This window comes from Streptomyces sp. NPDC048643, from assembly GCF_040650615.1.
GTDB lineage: Bacteria > Actinomycetota > Actinomycetes > Streptomycetales > Streptomycetaceae > Streptomyces.
In genome coordinates this window covers 129,983-146,688 of sequence record NZ_JBEZHO010000017.1, presented here as the reverse complement: position 1 = coordinate 146,688, position 16,706 = coordinate 129,983, and the positions used below count along the sequence as shown (strand labels likewise).

General features: G+C 73.5%; 10 protein-coding genes. 6 read left to right on the top strand and 4 right to left on the bottom strand.

Translation table 11 applies throughout. The features are described 5' to 3' along the window. Positions 1-179: 179 nt before the first annotated feature. A complete protein-coding gene (locus AB0C62_RS19325; protein WP_362974661.1) occupies positions 180-1,463 on the top strand; it encodes an SGNH/GDSL hydrolase family protein in 1,284 nt (427 codons plus the stop codon). Positions 1,464-1,490: 27 nt separating this feature from the next. Here AB0C62_RS19325 and AB0C62_RS19320 read toward each other — a convergent pair whose 3' ends face one another. Next, complete coding sequence (locus AB0C62_RS19320) at positions 1,491-1,973, bottom strand: DUF456 domain-containing protein (RefSeq protein WP_362974659.1); 483 nt, start codon at positions 1,971-1,973, stop codon at positions 1,491-1,493. 36 nt (positions 1,974-2,009) lie between these two features. Continuing rightward, positions 2,010-2,990: a helix-turn-helix transcriptional regulator gene (locus tag AB0C62_RS19315; protein WP_362974657.1), complete on the bottom strand. Its 981-nt coding sequence runs from the start codon at positions 2,988-2,990 to the stop codon at positions 2,010-2,012. 285 nt (positions 2,991-3,275) lie between these two features. On the opposite strand from AB0C62_RS19315, the gene AB0C62_RS19310 reads away from it, so the two are divergent. The 4 genes from AB0C62_RS19310 to AB0C62_RS19295 all read left to right on the top strand — a co-directional run bounded on the left by AB0C62_RS19310 (position 3,276) and on the right by AB0C62_RS19295 (position 13,136). After that, positions 3,276-6,950 (top strand): S8 family serine peptidase, encoded by a 3,675-nt coding sequence (locus AB0C62_RS19310; RefSeq protein WP_362974655.1) that lies wholly within the window; start codon positions 3,276-3,278, stop codon positions 6,948-6,950. A 1,267-nt stretch (positions 6,951-8,217) separates the two neighbouring features. After that, positions 8,218-9,999, top strand: coding sequence for a protein phosphatase 2C domain-containing protein (locus AB0C62_RS19305; protein WP_362974714.1), 1,782 nt, complete (start codon positions 8,218-8,220; stop codon positions 9,997-9,999). Between the two features lie 99 nt (positions 10,000-10,098). Then, on the top strand, positions 10,099-11,841 hold the full coding sequence (locus AB0C62_RS19300) for a pyruvate dehydrogenase (RefSeq protein ID WP_362974653.1): 1,743 nt from the start codon (positions 10,099-10,101) through the stop codon (positions 11,839-11,841). Between the two features lie 872 nt (positions 11,842-12,713). Next, entirely contained in the window at positions 12,714-13,136 is a 423-nt protein-coding gene (locus AB0C62_RS19295) for an ATP-binding protein (protein ID WP_362974712.1), read from the top strand. Between the two features lie 84 nt (positions 13,137-13,220). Here AB0C62_RS19295 and AB0C62_RS19290 read toward each other — a convergent pair whose 3' ends face one another. Next, positions 13,221-14,258 (bottom strand): DUF2637 domain-containing protein, encoded by a 1,038-nt coding sequence (locus AB0C62_RS19290; RefSeq protein ID WP_081220044.1) that lies wholly within the window; start codon positions 14,256-14,258, stop codon positions 13,221-13,223. A 314-nt stretch (positions 14,259-14,572) separates the two neighbouring features. Next, entirely contained in the window at positions 14,573-15,364 is a 792-nt protein-coding gene (locus tag AB0C62_RS19285) for a (2Fe-2S)-binding protein (protein WP_362974711.1), read from the bottom strand. Between the two features lie 254 nt (positions 15,365-15,618). Between AB0C62_RS19285 and AB0C62_RS19280 the strand changes: the two genes are divergently transcribed. Beyond that, the gene (locus tag AB0C62_RS19280; RefSeq protein ID WP_362974651.1) at positions 15,619-16,641 is read left to right on the top strand and encodes an FCD domain-containing protein; all 1,023 of its coding nucleotides are present in this window, start codon (positions 15,619-15,621) and stop codon (positions 16,639-16,641) included. Positions 16,642-16,706 lie beyond the last annotated feature (65 nt).

Sequence of the window (16,706 nt, the reverse complement as noted above, 5' to 3'; positions counted from 1 at the left end):
GCATCGGGTTCCGGACCTAGGTCCATCGGAGGACACGGGTTCGGGTCGGTGGCGGGGAGCGGCCGCTCGTGAGGGACGTGCCGTTGTCCGACCGTGCTCGGACGCCGTGGGCCGGCGTCCCGCCGCCATTGGTGTGACGCCGCGTTGCGCGGGTCCGCGGTCAGGGAAGCCATGGCCCCATGACCCGCGCGATCATGCTCAGGCGCCTTCTCGTCACCCTGGTGACCGCCCTGGTTCTCACCCCGCCGAGCGTGGTCGCCGAGGCGGAGTCAGGGCCCGGCCCGATCGCGGCACACCGGGCGGAGAACCGGAGCGGTGCCCGGGACACCTGGACCGGCACCTGGGAGGGCGCCGCCTCCGGTACGGCTCCCGCACTGCCGGGCGCCTCCGTCCGCAATGTCGTGCACACCAGTCTCGGCGGCCGGGCCGCCCGCGTCCGTCTCTCCAACCGGCTCGGCACCGCACCCCTCCAACTCGGCTCCGTCACCCTGGCGTTGCAGCTCCCGGGCGTGCCGTCCGGGCCGGGCGCCGTGGCCGGCAGCGTGCGTACGGTCACCTTCGGCGGCGCCCGTTCGTTCACCGTGCCCGCCGGCCGGGACGTGGTCAGCGACCCCGTGGAACTGGCCGTCCCCGCCGACGCCAACCTCCTGGTGTCGGTGCACACCCCGGCCGACTCCGGCCCGGCGACGTTCCACCGCTCCGCGCTCCAGGCCAACTTCGTCGCACCCGGCGGCGACCGCACCGCCGACGAGAGCGGCGCGGCGTACACGACGACGGTCGGCAACTGGTACTACGTGACCGGCGTCGACGTGCTCGGCTCCTCGACCGCCGGCAGCGTGGTCGCGCTCGGCGACTCCATCACCGACGGGACGGGCTCCTCGTTCAGCGCCGACCACCGCTGGCCGGACCGGCTCGCCGACCGGCTGCGGGACCTCCCGGCGGACCGCCGCCCCGGCGTCCTCAACGCGGGGATCTCCGGCAACCGCGTCCTGCGCGAAGGACGCGGCCCGAGCGCCCTGACCCGCCTCGACACCGACGCCTTCTCCCGCGCGGGCGTCCGCACGATGATCGTGCTGGAGGGCATCAACGACATCAAGGGCAGCCCCGAGGTGACGGACCCCCTCGACCTGGAGAACGCCTACCGGCTCCTCGTGCGTCGCGCCCACGCCCGCGGCATCCGCGTCATCGGCGCCACGATCACCCCGTACGGCGGCCACAGCGCGTACACCCCGGCCCGCGAAGCGGTGCGGCTCGCGGTCAACGACGCCATCCGCACCCGGCGGATCTTCGACGCCGTCGCGGACTTCGACGCCACGGTCCGCGACCCGGCCCGCCCGAACCGCATCCTCCCCGGCTACGACCCGGGTGATCATCTGCACTTCAACGACACCGGCATGCGGGCGCTCGCCGACACGATCGACCTGACCGCCCTCGTCCCGACCGCGGCGGCGCGCTACCCGTAGGACCCGCCGCCCGGGAGGCGACCCCCGTCAGCCCCAGACCACGGCCCCCAGCCACCCGCCCAGGATCAGCAGGCAGGCGAAGAACTCCGTCAGGACGCTCCAGCCGCCCGACCGCATCGCGGTCCGCACCGACGTCCACGCCTCGCCCCGGCCGCCGAGGCGCAGCCGCTCACAGAGATAGACGCCGCCGACGAAACCGGGGATCGCACCCACCACCGGCACCAGGACGAAACCCAGGAGGGACCCGGCCCCGGCGTACACCGCCATACGGGTGGTGGCGCCGCTCTCCCGCAGTCGGCGCGGGGGCAGCACGAACCGGACGGCCTGCGCGAGCAGCAGGACCACCGTGGCGCCGACGAGGACCGCCCAGGACAGCGGCCGCGGATCGGTCAGCGCCCACCACAGAACCGCGGCCCAGACGAGCCACGACCCCGGCAGACCGGGCACCAGTACTCCGGACAGGCCGAGCAGAATCACCACGCCGACCAGCAGGAGTTCCCACACTCCCATCTGCCCAGCCTGCCCGAGCGGGCGCGGAACCGCAGATCAGTCGCGCGCGACCCAGCCTCGTTCGTAGGCGTGCCAGCCCAGCTGGAGGCGGGTCGCGACGCCCGTCAGCTCCATCAGCCGCTTCACCCGGCGCTGTACCGTCCGCAACCCCAGATCGAGCTGTTTGGCCACGCTCGCGTCGGTGAGCCCCGCGAGGAGCAGGGAGAGGATCTCCAGGTCGGCGCCGTCCGGGCCGTCCGGCTCCTGCTCCAGCACGCCCCTGCTGCCCAGCCGCAGCGGCAGCGCGTCCCGCCAGACCGACTGGAACAGCCCCGACAGCAGCTCCAGGAGTCCGCTCGCGTGCACCACCAGCGCCGCCGGCTCCGCGGTGTGCGAGGTCAGCGGGACCATCGCGAGCGCCCGGTCGGCGATCACCAGCTTGGTCGGCACCTGGTCCACCACCCGCACCTGCTCGTCGCGCCCGAGCGCCGCGGACAGCTCGGTGATGCCGCCCGGCAGGTCGAGCACGGCCCGCTCGACGACCACGCGGTAGCGCACACCCCGGCCCGCCGCCTGCTCCTCCGCGTCGTTGTCCGTCCCGGACACCACCAGCGGGTTCCCGGTGACCAGAGCGCAGACCTCCTCGGCCGCGCCCAGCTGGAGCTGGAGGAACCGCTGGGAGACCGCCGCCGCGCCGATCACCACCTCCACCAGGTCGTGCACGGCCGGCTCGGTGGCGGAGGCCCGGTACTCCTCGGCCAGCAGCGCGGCGGCCAGCTCCGCCTTCTCCAGCTCGTGGCGCTGCTGGGTGAGCAGCGCGCCGAGGGCGACACCCGGTGGCGCGGCGACCCAGCGTCCGGGCCGCGCGGAGGACTGCGCGGCCAGCCCGTGCCGCTCCAGGATGCGCAGCGCGCGCTCCGTGTCGTACTCGCCGAGCGTGAGCCGGCGCGCGAGATCGGGTACGTCGGCGGCGCCCACGGACACCAGTGCCCGGTACGCCGACTCGTGGGTCTCGTCCAGACCTATCGCTCCCAGCATGCGGCGATGTCCCTCCCCAGAATGCGTTCCGGCCGGTCGGCGGCACCGTGGCGGGAAACGGCCACGGCGCAAACCCGCCTCGGCACATCATCGCCGCACCCCCCGCCCCTCTGACAAGCTCACGCCACCGCAGCACCAACCACCGCCCGTAATGCCCTGCTTGGGTCTGGCCTGCGCGAACGCGGGCCGCACCGGCCCCGCGGACCGCGCCGGGACCGCCATGCGCGGCCGGGCGGACGACCTTGGGGAGTGGGACTTTTGGGGAGAGGGATATCGCGTACGGCCATGGGGGCGGCGACCGCCGCCGTCCTCGCCGTCACGACAGCCGTACCCGTGGCGGGAGCCGCCACGGAACAGCCGCGGCCCCTGACCGGCACCGACGCCGCCGCCTCGGGCTCCGTCGTCACCCTCGTCACCGGTGACCGCGTCCTGGTGACGAAGGACGGGGTGAACGTCCTGCCCGCCGCCGACGGCAGCACCCCCTTCGTCCAGACCCGGCAGTCCGGCAAGGACCTGTACGTCTATCCCGAGGGCGCCGTCGCCGCGATCGCCGGGGGCCGTGTCGACGAGGAACTCTTCAACGTCACCGGTCTGGTGCGACAGGGCTACGACGACGCGCACACCTCGACGGTCCCGGTCATCGCCACGTACGACTCCTCGGTCGCCCGGAGCCTGCCGGTCACCCCGCGCGGCGCGAAGCGCGGTCCGGTCCTCGACCCCATCGACGGCGTCGCGCTCAAGGCCGACAAGAACAAGGCCGCCGAGTTCTGGGCGGACGTCACCAACTCCCGCAGCCGCGCGGCCGGTTCGATGAAGAAGCTGTGGCTCGACGCCAAGGTGCAGGCCACGCTGGACCGTTCGACCAAGCAGGTGCACGCTCCCGAGGCGTGGGCCGCCGGGTACGACGGCAAGGGCACCAAGGTCGCCGTCCTCGACACCGGTGTCGACGCCGACCACCCCGACCTCAAGGGCCGGATCACCGCCTCCGAGAACTTCACCGACTCCCCGGACACGAGCGACCACCAGGGTCACGGCACCCACACCACCTCCACGGTCGGCGGTACGGGCGCGGCCAGCGGCGGCAAGAAGAAGGGCGTCGCCCCAGGCGCCGACCTGCTGAACGGCAAGGTCCTCAACGACTACGGCTCCGGCGAGACGTCGTGGATCATCGCCGGTATGCAGTGGGCGGTCGACCAGGGCGCCGACGTCGTCTCGATGAGCCTCGGCAACCCCGCGCCCACCGACTGCACCGACCCCATGAGCGCGGCGACCGAGGAACTCGCCCGGTCGAGCAGGAACACCCTCTTCGTGATCGCGGCCGGCAACACCGGACCGACCCCCAACTCCGTCTCCTCGCCCGGCTGCGCGCCCAGCGTCCTCACCGTCGGCGCCGTCGACCGCGACGACTCCACGGCCGCCTTCTCCAGCCGCGGCCCGGCCTACGGCTCGCACACCCTGAAGCCGGAGATCACCGCGCCGGGCGTCGACATCTCCGCCGCCAACGCCGGCGGACGCGGCGTCTACGCCTACCAGTCCATGAGCGGTACGTCGATGGCGACCCCGCACGTCGCGGGCGCCGCCGCGATCGTCAAGCAGCGCCATCCCGACTGGACCGCCCAGCAGATCAAGGCCGCCCTCGTCTCCGGCGCCGACGCGGACATCCCCGGCGACGTACGGGAGACCGGCGGCGGACGTCTCGACGTGAAGGCCGCCGTCGACGAGACCGTGCTCGGCACACCCGCACTCCAGGGCGGCACCTTCAACTGGCCCCAGGACAAGAGCGACCGCACGACCATCGACGTGCCGTACACCAACACCGGTGCCAAGAAAGTAGTGTTGAAGCTCGCCCTCGACGGGGTCACCGGCAACGACGGCTCCGCCGTGCGCACCCCGGTCGCCCGGCTCGGGGCACGCTCCGTCACCGTCGCCCCGGGTGCCACCGTCACGGTCCCGCTGAAGCTCGACCCGGACGCCACCCTGACCCGCGCCCAGTACGGCGACGTCACCGGCCGCGTCCTCGCCACCGCCGACGGCGTCGCGGTCTCCACCCCCTTCTCCCTCTACGTCCAGCCGGAGACGCTCACCCTCCGCGTCAAGCTCGTCGACCGGCTCGGCCGTCCCGCCGGCTCCGCGTCCTCCCTCGATCTCATCGGCACGGACGACGCGAGCGGCGAACGCCGCTTCAACGAGGGCGCGAGCGACCAGACCTACCAGATACGCCCCGGCAGCTACTTCCTCTCCAGCTTCGTCGCCACTCCCGAGACGGAGGGCACTCTCGTCAACTCCCTGACGTACCTGGCCCGTCCGCAACTGGAGATCCGCAAGGACACCACCGTCGTGCTCGACGCCCGCACGGCCCACCGGCTGAGCGTGCGGACCGACCAACCGTCCGAACTCCGCGGCGCCACCCTCGGGTTCGCGCGCTCCTGGGACGACACCTGGCTGCACGCCGGTACCGCCGCCGGCGGCCGTTCCGTGCGCGGCTACTACGCCTCGGTCGACGGCCGGGCGAGTGACGGCACCTTCGAGTTCGACAGCTTCTGGCGGGCCGCGGCCCCGCAGATCTCCGAACTCGCCGTCGTCGGAGGGCCGACCCTGCACCCGGTGACCGGCTCCACCTCGTCCTCCAACCTGGACGGCAGCGGACGCGCGGAGCTCGTCGACGCCAAGTCGGGCACCGCGGACGAACTAGCGGGCGCCAAGGGGAAGATCGCGCTCGTCAAGCTGCCGGACAGCGGCAACGCGAGCACCGTCGCGACGGCGGCGAAGGCCGCGGGCGCGCTCGCCGTCCTCGCCTACCGCGAGGCACCCGGCCGCTGGTACCCGTCGACCGGCTTCACCGGCGGCCCGCTCCCGGTCCTCGGCATTCCGGCCGACGAGGCACGCGCTCTGCTCGCCTCCCCGGACGTGACGCTGCGCTGGAAGGCGACCGCCAAGAGCCCGTACGTCTACAACCTGGCCTTCCCGGAGACGGGACAGCTCCGGCACGCCGTCACCTACCGGGTCCGCGACCGTGACCTGGCCGCCGACCGCGCCACCTACCGCGCGATGGGCACCGCCACCGACTACGTCGACCTGCCCTCCTTCGCCCGCCCGAGCGGACTCACCGGCGCCTTCGCCGACATCGAGACCGTGCCCGCACCCTTCGAGCGCACCGAGTACTCCTCCGCGGGTACCACCGGCTGGGGCCACCAGGTGTCCAGCAGCTTCCCCTTCGGCGAGTTCATGATCGACCCGATGCGCACCTACACCAAGGGTGAGCGGCGGACGGAGGAGTGGTACGGCGGGGTCCTCACCCCGGTGACTCCCCTGGACGCGTCCGGTGAGCAGGCGCTCGCCGCGGAGCGTCAGGGCAACCTGATCGGCGTCGCCCCCGGCTTCTGGGGCGACGCCCGACACCAGGGAGTCCAGGGGGGTTTCGGGGACATCGGTTCCATGGAGCTGCGGCGTGACGGCGAGTCGATCGGCGAGTCCTCCGTCCCCTACGGCGTGTTCGACGTCCCGGCCGAGGACGCCTCGTACGAACTCACCCTCGCCACCGCGAAGATCGGGTCCCGTGTCTGGAACCGGTCGACGCAGACCGTGACCACCTGGTCCTTCCGCTCGCACCTCGAGGAGGACGTCGTCTCGCAGGGCATCCCGCTGCTCTTCCCGCGCTATGAACTGCCCGAGGACGGACTCAAGACCCTTCCGGCGAAGGACGGTCAGCGGATCATGCTGTCGGCGACCGGGCACGCGGGCTACCGGCCCGGGGCACTCACCGCGGTGAAGCTGTCGTACTCCTACGACGACGGGAAGACCTGGACGTCCGCCGCGACCGCCCGGCACGACGGACGGTGGACGGCGACCGTCGATCACAGCGGAGCCCAAGGAAGGCAGGTCACACTCAAGGCCGAACTGACCGACGCCCACGGCAACTCGGTCAGCCAGACCGTGAACCGGGCCTACGACGTGCGCTGAGACCCGGGCACCAAGGCGCCGCCGGGCGGTTCTCCCGTGGGGGGTGGGACCGCCCGGCGGTCATGCGTGCGGGCGTTCTGCCCCGTATTCATGTTCGACGACTCCCTCGACACGCCGTTCGACGGCCAGCACCTTGGCCGGTTTTTCCGGATGCCCCGTTTTCAACAGGCCACCGCGGTGGACAATTAGGGGCATGAGTCAGCAGGGGGAGAAGCCCACCGGTCACGAGGACGCATGGTGGGGGGAGTTGTACGACGACTCCACCGAGGACACGGGGCCCGCGCCGGCGGCCGACTCCCTCGACGACCGGTTCGCGTCGGCGGCCGGGACGCTGGGCGACGGCTCCGGAACCGGCCAGGAGCCCGCGCCGGACGGGGAGTTCGGACCGGAGCGGGGTTTTCCCCCGGGGGCGGCGGAGGCTCCCGGAGCGGGGTCGGTGCCCCGACCGGGGTCGCCGCCGGGGTCCGCACCCGCGCCGAGGTCTGTGCCCGCGTCGGGACCGGCGCCGGGGTCGGTGCGCGCCCCGGGATCGGTCCCAGGGACTGGGCCTGCCCCCGGAACGGTGCCGGGGGCCGGTGCCGCGCCCGGACCGGGGTCGGAATGGGGACCCGCGCCGGGGCACGGCAGCGGGAGCGGGACCCTGCGGCCCTCCGGCGCCTTCGACGACGAGGCTCCGGCGCCGTACCCCGGCCGGCGAGCCTCCGGTGCGCCGGATGTGCCTCGCTCGGGGACGGGGAACCAGCCGCCGTGCGTACCCGAGCGGGCTCCCTCCGGCTGGGACCGCCCGTCCGCGGCTTCGGCTTCTGGGGCTTTCGAGGACGAGGAAGCTGCGCCGTACCCCGGTCGGCGGGCCCCCGACACATCCGGCGCGCCGGATGTGTCGGGCCCGGAGACGGGGGAGCGGCCTCCCGCCGTACCCGGGCAGGCTCCCGCCGTCTGGGACCGGCCGTCCGCCTCCTCGGTGGAGTGGGACAGTGCCCCGGCGCCCGGGGCCTGGACCGGCGCGACCCCGCGCGGTGAGGTCGCGGCGTCCCGCCCCGGCCGGTGGGAGCGGGGCCCGGGGACGGGTCAGGATCCCGACGGGGCCACGCCTCCGGACAGGAACGCGTATCCCGAGGCGGACCGGCCCACGCGGGCCGGGCTCGGGCAACGGCCCGGCTCCTGGGACTCCCCGCCCGCCGACCCGGCGGCTCCCGCTCCCTTCCCGCCCGGGCCGACCCCGCCGGGGTTCACCCCTCAGTCGTCCGGCCCGGACGCGCACGCCGAGGTGTCCGCGGGGAGGGCGCCCGGATCGAGGATTCCGGCCGACGCGCCCCCGCCGCCGGCGGACGCACCGCCCAAGCCCACGTCCGCGCCCGGCGTCCCGAACGCCGCGGAGCCCGCCGGTCCGGCGGGCGGCCCGGAATCCGCCAGGCCCGCACCCGCGGGCCCAGCGGGCCAGGCACCCGCCGGTCCGCCACGCACCGGCCCAGGCCCGGCCGCAGAGACGCCCACCGGCCCCGCACCGACCGGCCCGGGCTTCGCACCCGCAGGGCCACCCGCTACCGGTTCCGCACCGGTCGGCCCGGGCTCCGCCGGGGCTGCTCCCGCCCCTCCTGTACCGGCAGATCCACCCGCTGCCGGGTCTGCACCGGCAGGTCCCGCATCAGGCGGCCCGGGCCCCGTCCGGCCGGCCGCCACCGGTCCGGCACCAGCCGGCCGAGGTCCCGCCGGCTCTGCGTCCGCAGGTCCATCCCCTGCCGGCCCCGCACCGACCGGCCCGGGTCCCGCCTGGCCCGCCGACGGTCCGGCACAGGCAGGTCCGGCACCGGTCGGCCGGGGTCCCGCCGGTCCTGGGTCCGCAGGTCCACCCCCTGCCGGTCCCGCACCGGTCGGCCCAGGAACCGAAAGGCCCGCGCTCGCCGCCCCCAGTACCGTCGGCCCCGCTCCCGCTGGGCGGGCGGACAGTGGTCCGCCGCCCGCCGCCCCTACCGGGCTCCCGAGTACCACCGGCGGTTTTCGGACGCCACGGGCGGCTGTCGAGCCCGAGGACGCCCCTCCCCGTACGCTCCGGGAACCCGTGCTCGCCGTGCCGCAGCAGCCGCCCGCCGTCGGTCACGTCGGGTCCGGGCCGCCCACGTATGACGCCGAGCCGACCGCGCTCCCGCCCGCCGACCCGGACGAGCTCGACGACCTGGTCGCCGACACCGTGCTCGACGGCGCCCGCTACGGGACGAGCACCCTGCGGGCCGTGTCGGTGCGCGGGGACTCCGCCCGGTACCGGGGCGAGCCGCGCCGTGACGCGCTGCTCACCGCCCGGTTCGGGTCGGGCGAGCAGGCGCTCGTGCTGGTGGCGATGGCGACCGGCGCCCGGGCCACCCCGGGAGCGCACCGGGCCGCGGCGGAGGCGTGCCAGTGGATCGCGCGCGCCGTCGGACGCAGTCACGGGCGGCTCGCCGACGACATCCGGGCGGCGTGCCGCGGCGAGCTGAAGTCGGGGCTGCACCGCCTCACCGACCGCAGTCTCGGCAGACTGCGGGCGAGCGCGGCGGAGCAGGGCGTCGAGCCGGAGGAGTACACCGCCAGCCTGCGCTGTCTGCTGCTCCCCGCCGACCCCGAGTGCCGTACCCGGGTCTTCTTCGGCGTCGGCGCCGGCGGCCTGTTCCGGCTGCGGGACGGTGAGTGGCAGGACATCGAGCCCCGGGTCGCCGAGGCCACGGGGGAGCCCGTGGTCGGCTTCGGATCGCCGCCGCACGAGACCCCGGAGGGCGACCGGCTCACCATGGACCTGGGGATCACGACACCCCCGAGCCCCTACGAGCCCGCGCCGCGCCCGCCGCGTCCCCCGTTCCGGTTCCGGGCCTCGATCGCCCGCCCGGGTGACACGCTCCTGCTCTGCACGGGAGGCATGGCGGAGCCGCTGCGCGGCGAACCGGAGCTGGCCGAGTACCTCACGACACGGTGGTCGGAGGGGGAACCGCCCGGCCTCGCGGCCTTCCTCGCGGACAGCCAGGTCCGGGTCAAGGGGTACGCCGACGACAGGACGGCGGCCGCCGTTTGGGAGGCGTAACCGCGCACGGTGTGAATTCATGGAACCAGGGGACGGACGACGGGACGGGGGACCCGGGACGCCTGAGGGCTTCGAGGATCACGAAGAGGTGCGTGCAGCATGGCCAAGCAGAACGTCGCCGAGCAGTTCGTCGACATCCTCGTCCGTGCGGGCGTCAAGCGGCTGTACGGGGTCGTGGGCGACAGCCTCAACCCCGTGGTGGACGCGATCCGACGCAACGCGGCCATCGACTGGATCCACGTCCGGCACGAGGAGACGGCCGCGTTCGCCGCGGGCGCCGAGGCGCAGATCACCGGAAAGCTCGCGGCCTGCGCCGGCTCCTGCGGCCCGGGCAACCTCCACCTGATCAACGGTCTCTACGACGCGCACCGCTCCATGGCACCCGTGCTGGCCCTCGCCTCGCAGATCCCGTCCAGCGAGATCGGCCTCGGCTACTTCCAGGAGACCCACCCCGACCAGCTGTTCCGCGAGTGCAGTCACTACAGCGAGCTGATCTCCAGCCCGAAGCAGATGCCGCGGCTGCTCCAGACCGCCATCCAGCACGCGGTCGGCCAGTCCGGGGTCAGTGTCGTCTCACTGCCGGGCGACATCGCCTCCGAGCCCGCCCCCGACAAGACCATCGAGACCGCCCTCGTCACCTCCCGGCCCAGTGTCCGGCCGGGTGACACCGAGATCGACGAACTCGTCGCGATGATCGACGAGGCCCAGAAGATCACGCTCTTCTGCGGCAGCGGCACGGCGGGCGCGCACGCCGAGGTCATGGAGTTCGCCGAGAAGATCAAGTCGCCGGTCGGACACGCCCTGCGGGGCAAGGAGTGGATCCAGTACGACAACCCGTTCGACGTCGGGATGAGCGGACTCCTCGGCTACGGCGCCGCCTACGAGGCGACCCACGAGTGCGACCTGCTGATCCTGCTGGGGACCGACTTCCCGTACAACGCGTTCCTGCCCGACGACGTCAAGATCGTCCAGGTCGACGTCCGGCCCGAGCGCCTGGGACGGCGCTCCAAGCTGGACCTCGCGGTGTGGGGGGACGTGAAGGAGACCCTGCGCTGTCTGACCCCGCGGGTGCGGCCCAAGGGCAACCGGCGCTTCCTCGACAAGATGCTGAAGAAGCACGCGGACGCGCTCGAAGGCGTGGTCAAGGCCTACACCCGCAAGGTCGACAAGCACGTCCCGATCCACCCCGAGTACGTCGCCTCCGTGCTCGACGAACTCGCCGACGACGACGCGGTGTTCACGGTGGACACCGGGATGTGCAACGTGTGGGCGGCACGCTACATCTCACCCAACGGCAGCCGCCGCGTGATCGGTTCGTTCTCGCACGGGTCGATGGCGAACGCGCTGCCGATGGCGATCGGCGCCCAGTTCACCGACCGGAACCGGCAGGTCGTGTCGATGTCCGGCGACGGCGGGTTCTCCATGCTGATGGGCGACTTCCTCACGCTCGTCCAGTACGACCTGCCCGTGAAGGTGGTCCTCTTCAACAACTCCGCCCTCGGCATGGTCGAGTTGGAGATGCTCGTCGCCGGTCTGCCCTCGTACGGCACCACCAACAAGAACCCGGACTTCGCGGCCGTGGCGCAGGCGTGCGGGGCGTACGGCGTCCGCGTGGAGAAGCCCAAGCAGCTCGCCGGAGCGCTCAAGGACGCCTTCGCCCACAAGGGCCCCGCTCTCGTCGACATCGTCACCGACCCGAACGCCCTGTCCATCCCGCCGAAGATCAGCGCGGACATGGTGACGGGCTTCGCGCTCTCGGCGTCGAAGATCGTGCTGGACGGCGGTGTCGGGCGCATGCTCCAGATGGCCCGGTCCAACCTGCGCAACGTGCCCCGACCGTAGGCCGCGGGATCTGGGGCGGGTTCCGTCAGGGGTCCGGGGCGCTCGGTGCGAGGGCCCCGCCGAGGGCCCGGCAGCGACCACGGGACGCGCCAAGTCCTGTTCGTGTACGGCGAGTTCGGCAGACGCGTGTCGGCGCATCGGCTGACGTTCCACGGTCGGGGCGTCTCCCGCACGCGTGGTTCCGGAGCCGTCCGGGGCGCACGGCCCGCCGCCCGCCCCGCCGCGGACGCTCTGCCTCACCTTCCCTCGCGGCAGTCCGGCCGCCGGGCGGGGCGAGGCCTCCGCGAGGCACGACCGGTGCGTCGTACGACCGTGTCCCCGACCCGAGGCGGGGAACGTGCCGGGCCGGACCCGGAGCCGGTGACCGCCTGCCGTCGCCCGGGCCGTCGTCTCCTCCGGCGCCCGGTGCCCGGCGCGAACCCCTCGGTCGACCAGGGGTTTCCCCCGAGCCTGCCGGACGTGCGGCGCCCATGAGCGGTCCGGAACTCCCCGGCCGCGCACGCCGGATCGACCCGAACATGCCACAGGTCCACGCCGGTGGCACCTGGTGCGCCCACCGTGCTGCGCGTGATGACGGCCGAGGCGCCCGCTCCCGGCCCGCCCCGACGGACAGGCGACCGGCGTGAGGAGTGGATCCCCGGCGTCCGTGCGGCTCCGTCGCGCCGATCGGTGCCCGATGCAGGCGTCGCGCGATCACGGTCGCGCGCCCGGCGACCGGCGATTCGACATGACTGTCACGTTCCCGTTGGGGCATGGATCCCGTGAACGTGTTCGAGCAGGGGGGATCCGACATCGGCACGCAGGCGGGGGTCATGAAGAGGCAGGCAAGCGGAGGCGCTCCGACGGCCAGGGGGACCTCCTCCACCGATCCGGTGGACGACATGTCCGACGGGGCGACCGACCGGCCGGACACCACGCAGCTCCGGCGCCGGCTCGTCAAGGCGGACCTGCGGGCGGTGCCCGAGGCGCGCAGGGCGCTGCGCGAGCTGTTACGGCACTGGGGGATGCCGGGCCGGTCCGAGATAGCCGAGCTGCTGACCAGCGAGCTGGTCACCAACGCGCTGGTCCACACCGACCACGACGCCGTCCTGACGGCGACCGTCGGAGCGCGCCGACTGCGCGTGGAGGTGCGGGACTTCGTGGGACGCAGGCCCCGGCTGCGCGTCCCCGACGCCGACGACGGCACCCACGGCAGAGGTCTGGTCCTCGTGCAGTCCCTGGCGGACGCGTGGGGGGTGCGGGCGCACGGCGTGGGCAAGGCGGTGTGGTTCGAACTGGACGGCGGCACGGTGTAGAACACCGTGCCGCCGTCGTCATGCGTGTCCGGGTCAGGCCGGAGCCGGACCCACCCGGGCTGTCGCCCGGGTGGGAACAGTGCCTCAGCCGAACTGCTGCTCCAGGTCCTTGAGCTTGCGCTCGAGGGAGTCGAGCCGCGGAAGGGCCATCGTGTCGTCCTCCGTGGTGAGGTCGACGGTGATCGGCTCAGTGCTCTTGCGGACCGGGGTGAGGGAGGGCCGCGAGCGTACGGGCAGCTGCTCCGCGGTGGATATGGCAGGCTCCGCGGAGCCCGCGGCGGGTGCCCTCTCCACGGTCGCCGTCTCCAGTTCCCGGCCGCCACCCCGCCCGGCGAAGCCGCGGTGACCACGGCTCAGGGCCTTGAGGTGGGCCCGCTCGACCCGCTCCTCGTTCCGGCGGCGCAGGCGGTTCTGCTCCTTCTGGCGCCGGTCCTCGCGCACCTCGTCCACGGCCTCGTCCAGCGTGCGGACGTTCTCCAGGAGCATCAGCGACCACGCGCTGTACGTCTCACGGGGGGCCCGCAGCCAGCGGACGATACGGATCTGCGGCAGCGGACGCGGCACCAGACCCTGCTCGCGCAGCGCGGCACGACGGGTCTGCTTCAGCGCACGGTCGAACAGCACCGCGGCCGACAGGGACATGCCCGCGAAGAACTGCGGGGCGCCGGCGTGAGCCATGCCCCGGGGCGCGTGGACCCAGTTGAACCAGGCCGCGGCACCCGCGAACGTCCACACGAGTATGCGGGAACCGAGAGCCGCGTCCCCGTGGCTGGCCTCGCGCACGGCGAGGACGGAGCAGAACATGGCCGCGCCGTCCAGACCGAACGGGACGAGGTACTCCCAGCCGTCGGAGAGGCCCAGGTTCTGCTGGCCGAAGCCGACCAGGCCGTGGAAGGAGAGTGCCGCCGCGACCGCGGCACAGCAGAACAACAGCACATAGGAGGCCGAGCCGTAGATGGCCTCCTTACGCCTGCGGCGCTCCTCGCTGCGTTCCCAGGAGTCGTCGCCGCTCGTGTCCCCGGACCGCTTGCCGCGCGCGAGCACCGCCACCGCCGCCAGCAGGCCCAGGAGCAGAACGGCGCCTGGAAGCAGCCAGTTCAGCGATATGTCGGTCAGTCTCATCTGGGGTCCCTTGCATTGGGATAGGGCGTAACGCCCGCCATAGTGGCCCAATCACGTCGGCCCTCAGGGGGTTTCGGGGCAAGAGGCCGCCAAGGGAGTGCACGGGGATGCGCAGGGCGACGTTCTGCTCGAACTGCCGCGCGAGGGACGGGAGTTGAGTGCGAATAAGATTACCCGTACGGATGGTTCGACGGAAAGTTCCTGCGACAAGTGAGGAACTTGTGAAGTACCTGTGATCCGGGAAACGTCCCCGAGGCGCCCTCGGGCGATGTTGATCTTAGGCTACGCGCGGGCCCGCGCCCGACCGGGGTGCCTCAACTGGCGTCGACGGCCGTCAACTTGCGGACGCGGTCCGCGTCGCAGGTGCGCGGGCAGGTCGCGCAGGTGTCCTCGGGGTCCAGTGTGTAGAAGAGACAGCAGCTCGCCCGGTCGCGGGTGGGCAGCGACTGACCGGCCGGGCCGGTCAGTTCACGGAACGCCGCGGAGCCGACATAGGGCCGCGTGGCACCGGGAAGCAGCAGCTCCAGCTCGCGCCTGCCGCGTGACTCCTCGCCGAACAGGGGTGCGAGATACCAGAGGCCCTCGACGATCTCGTCGGTCGCCATGCCCCACAGGGCCCGGCCGCGTCGCCGCATGCGTGGGCCGAATCCGCCGAGGACCGGCTCCAGGTGCTCGGCCACCGCGGCCCGCACCTCGGCGCGCAGCGCCTCCTCGTCCGGCACGACCCGCGCACCGGGCAGCGCGGCGGCCGGGTCGTTCGGCAGGCAGGCGAACGTGGTGACACGGACGGCGAACCGGCCGAGCTCGCGGTGATATGTGACGTGCTCCACAGGCATGTGGGGCACCCGGCGCTGCAGGAACCACGGCACGGTGATCAGCAGGCAGGCCGGCCAGGCGTACCGGTGCAGTCCGAAGCTCGCCACGACATCGGGCCGCGCCTGCTGCGCGTAGTCCCGGACCACCTGTGCCTCGTCCCATGCGAGGAACGCGTCGAGTTCGGCCCCGCCGTCCGCGAGCCCGGCGGCGTGGGCCCAGCCCGCGCCGCGGGGCGCCGCTTCCGTGTCGGCCAGCTCGATGACGCTCAGGTCGGGCATCGCCTCGGTCATCCGCGCGTACGCGTCCGCGAGGGGCGACACGGCGACGGCGCGCGCGTCGGGGCCGGTCGGGGCGGCCGCGACGGCCTGGGCGGGCAGAGCGGGAGCGGACATGCGGAACCATCGCTTCACGATCGTTTGCAGGTAAGCCTTACCTTACCCTCGATTTCGAATGTTTGAACTGAGGCGATGTGCGCCTATCGTGCTTGACGGACAGGTGACAATCGCCGCAATGACCCCAAGCAGCACCGAGCCGAGGAGGACCCGTGGAGCAGGCCGGTCCGCGCAGCGCCCACGGCTTTGAAGGGCCGGGGGTCCCGGACGCCGAAGCGGCGGCCTTCCGGATTCCGGCGCAGCCACGGCCCGCGGAACGGAGCCGGCCGAGGGGCGTCACCTCGGACGCCGTCGGCGACGGCACCGGCAGCCGACCGGACGGCGCCACCGCCTCGGCCCGCGGGGAGCACACCCACGGCGAGGCGCCGATCCCGCGTCCGCGCGGAGCGGGTACCCCTTCCGTCGTCCCCGCGCAGGGCACCCGCCCCGGCTCACGGGACAAGGACACCCGGTCCCCGGACCCCGACGAGCACCGTTCCGCGGGACCGGCGGACGCCCTCCGCCCCGGCGCGCCGGCCGACGACCCGAGGGCCGGCGTGCGCGCCCGGCCCGTCGTGCAACGGGCCTCCGTGCGGGGGCAGATCCTCGACGCGCTGCGCACCGCGCTCGTCGCGGGTGAACTCGCCCCCGGCGAGGTGTACTCGGCGCCCGCGCTCGGCGATCGCTTCGGGGTGTCGGCCACGCCGGTGCGCGAGGCCATGCAGCAGCTCGCCCTCGAAGGGGCCGTCGAGGTCGTCCCGAACCGCGGCTTCCGCGTCATCGAGCGCGGTACCCGCGAACTGGCCGAACTCGCCGAGATCCGCGGGCTGATCGAGGTCCCCGTGATGCTCCGGCTCGCCCGCACCGTGCCCGCGGCGCGCTGGGCCGAGCTGCGTCCGCTCGCCGAGGCCACCGTCCGCGCCGCGTCCTCGGGCTGCCGCGCCACCTACGCCGAGACCGACCGCACCTTCCACCGCGCGGTCCTCGCCCTCGCGGGCAACGCCCAGTTGGTGCGCATCGCCGACGACCTGCACCGCCGCGCGCAGTGGCCGCTCGTCGGCGGTCCCGTCTCCCGGGGCCGCGCCGACCTGGTGGCGGACGCCGCCGAACACACCGCGCTCCTCGACGCGTTGACGGCCGGTGACCTCGCGGTCGTCCAGGCCCTGGTCCGGGAGCACTTCACCGGCGCGTCCTGACCGGCCCGTACGCAGCCGTCCTGAATCCGGCGGACATGTAACCGTCCGGAGCCCGTGCGTCACGG

Bases quoted from the DNA above. Each gene is read 5' to 3' on its own strand.
- AB0C62_RS19325 (WP_362974661.1), top strand. From the start codon at position 180: ATGACCCGCGCGATCATGCTCAGGCGCCTTCTCGTCACCCTGGTGACC.
- AB0C62_RS19290 (WP_081220044.1), bottom strand. From the start codon at position 14,258: ATGAGACTGACCGACATATCGCTGAACTGGCTGCTTCCAGGCGCCGTT.
- AB0C62_RS19320 (WP_362974659.1), bottom strand. From the start codon at position 1,973: ATGGGAGTGTGGGAACTCCTGCTGGTCGGCGTGGTGATTCTGCTCGGC.
- AB0C62_RS19315 (WP_362974657.1), bottom strand. From the start codon at position 2,990: ATGCTGGGAGCGATAGGTCTGGACGAGACCCACGAGTCGGCGTACCGG.
- AB0C62_RS19310 (WP_362974655.1), top strand. From the start codon at position 3,276: ATGGGGGCGGCGACCGCCGCCGTCCTCGCCGTCACGACAGCCGTACCC.
- AB0C62_RS19300 (WP_362974653.1), top strand. From the start codon at position 10,099: ATGGCCAAGCAGAACGTCGCCGAGCAGTTCGTCGACATCCTCGTCCGT.
- AB0C62_RS19285 (WP_362974711.1), bottom strand. From the start codon at position 15,364: ATGACCGAGGCGATGCCCGACCTGAGCGTCATCGAGCTGGCCGACACG.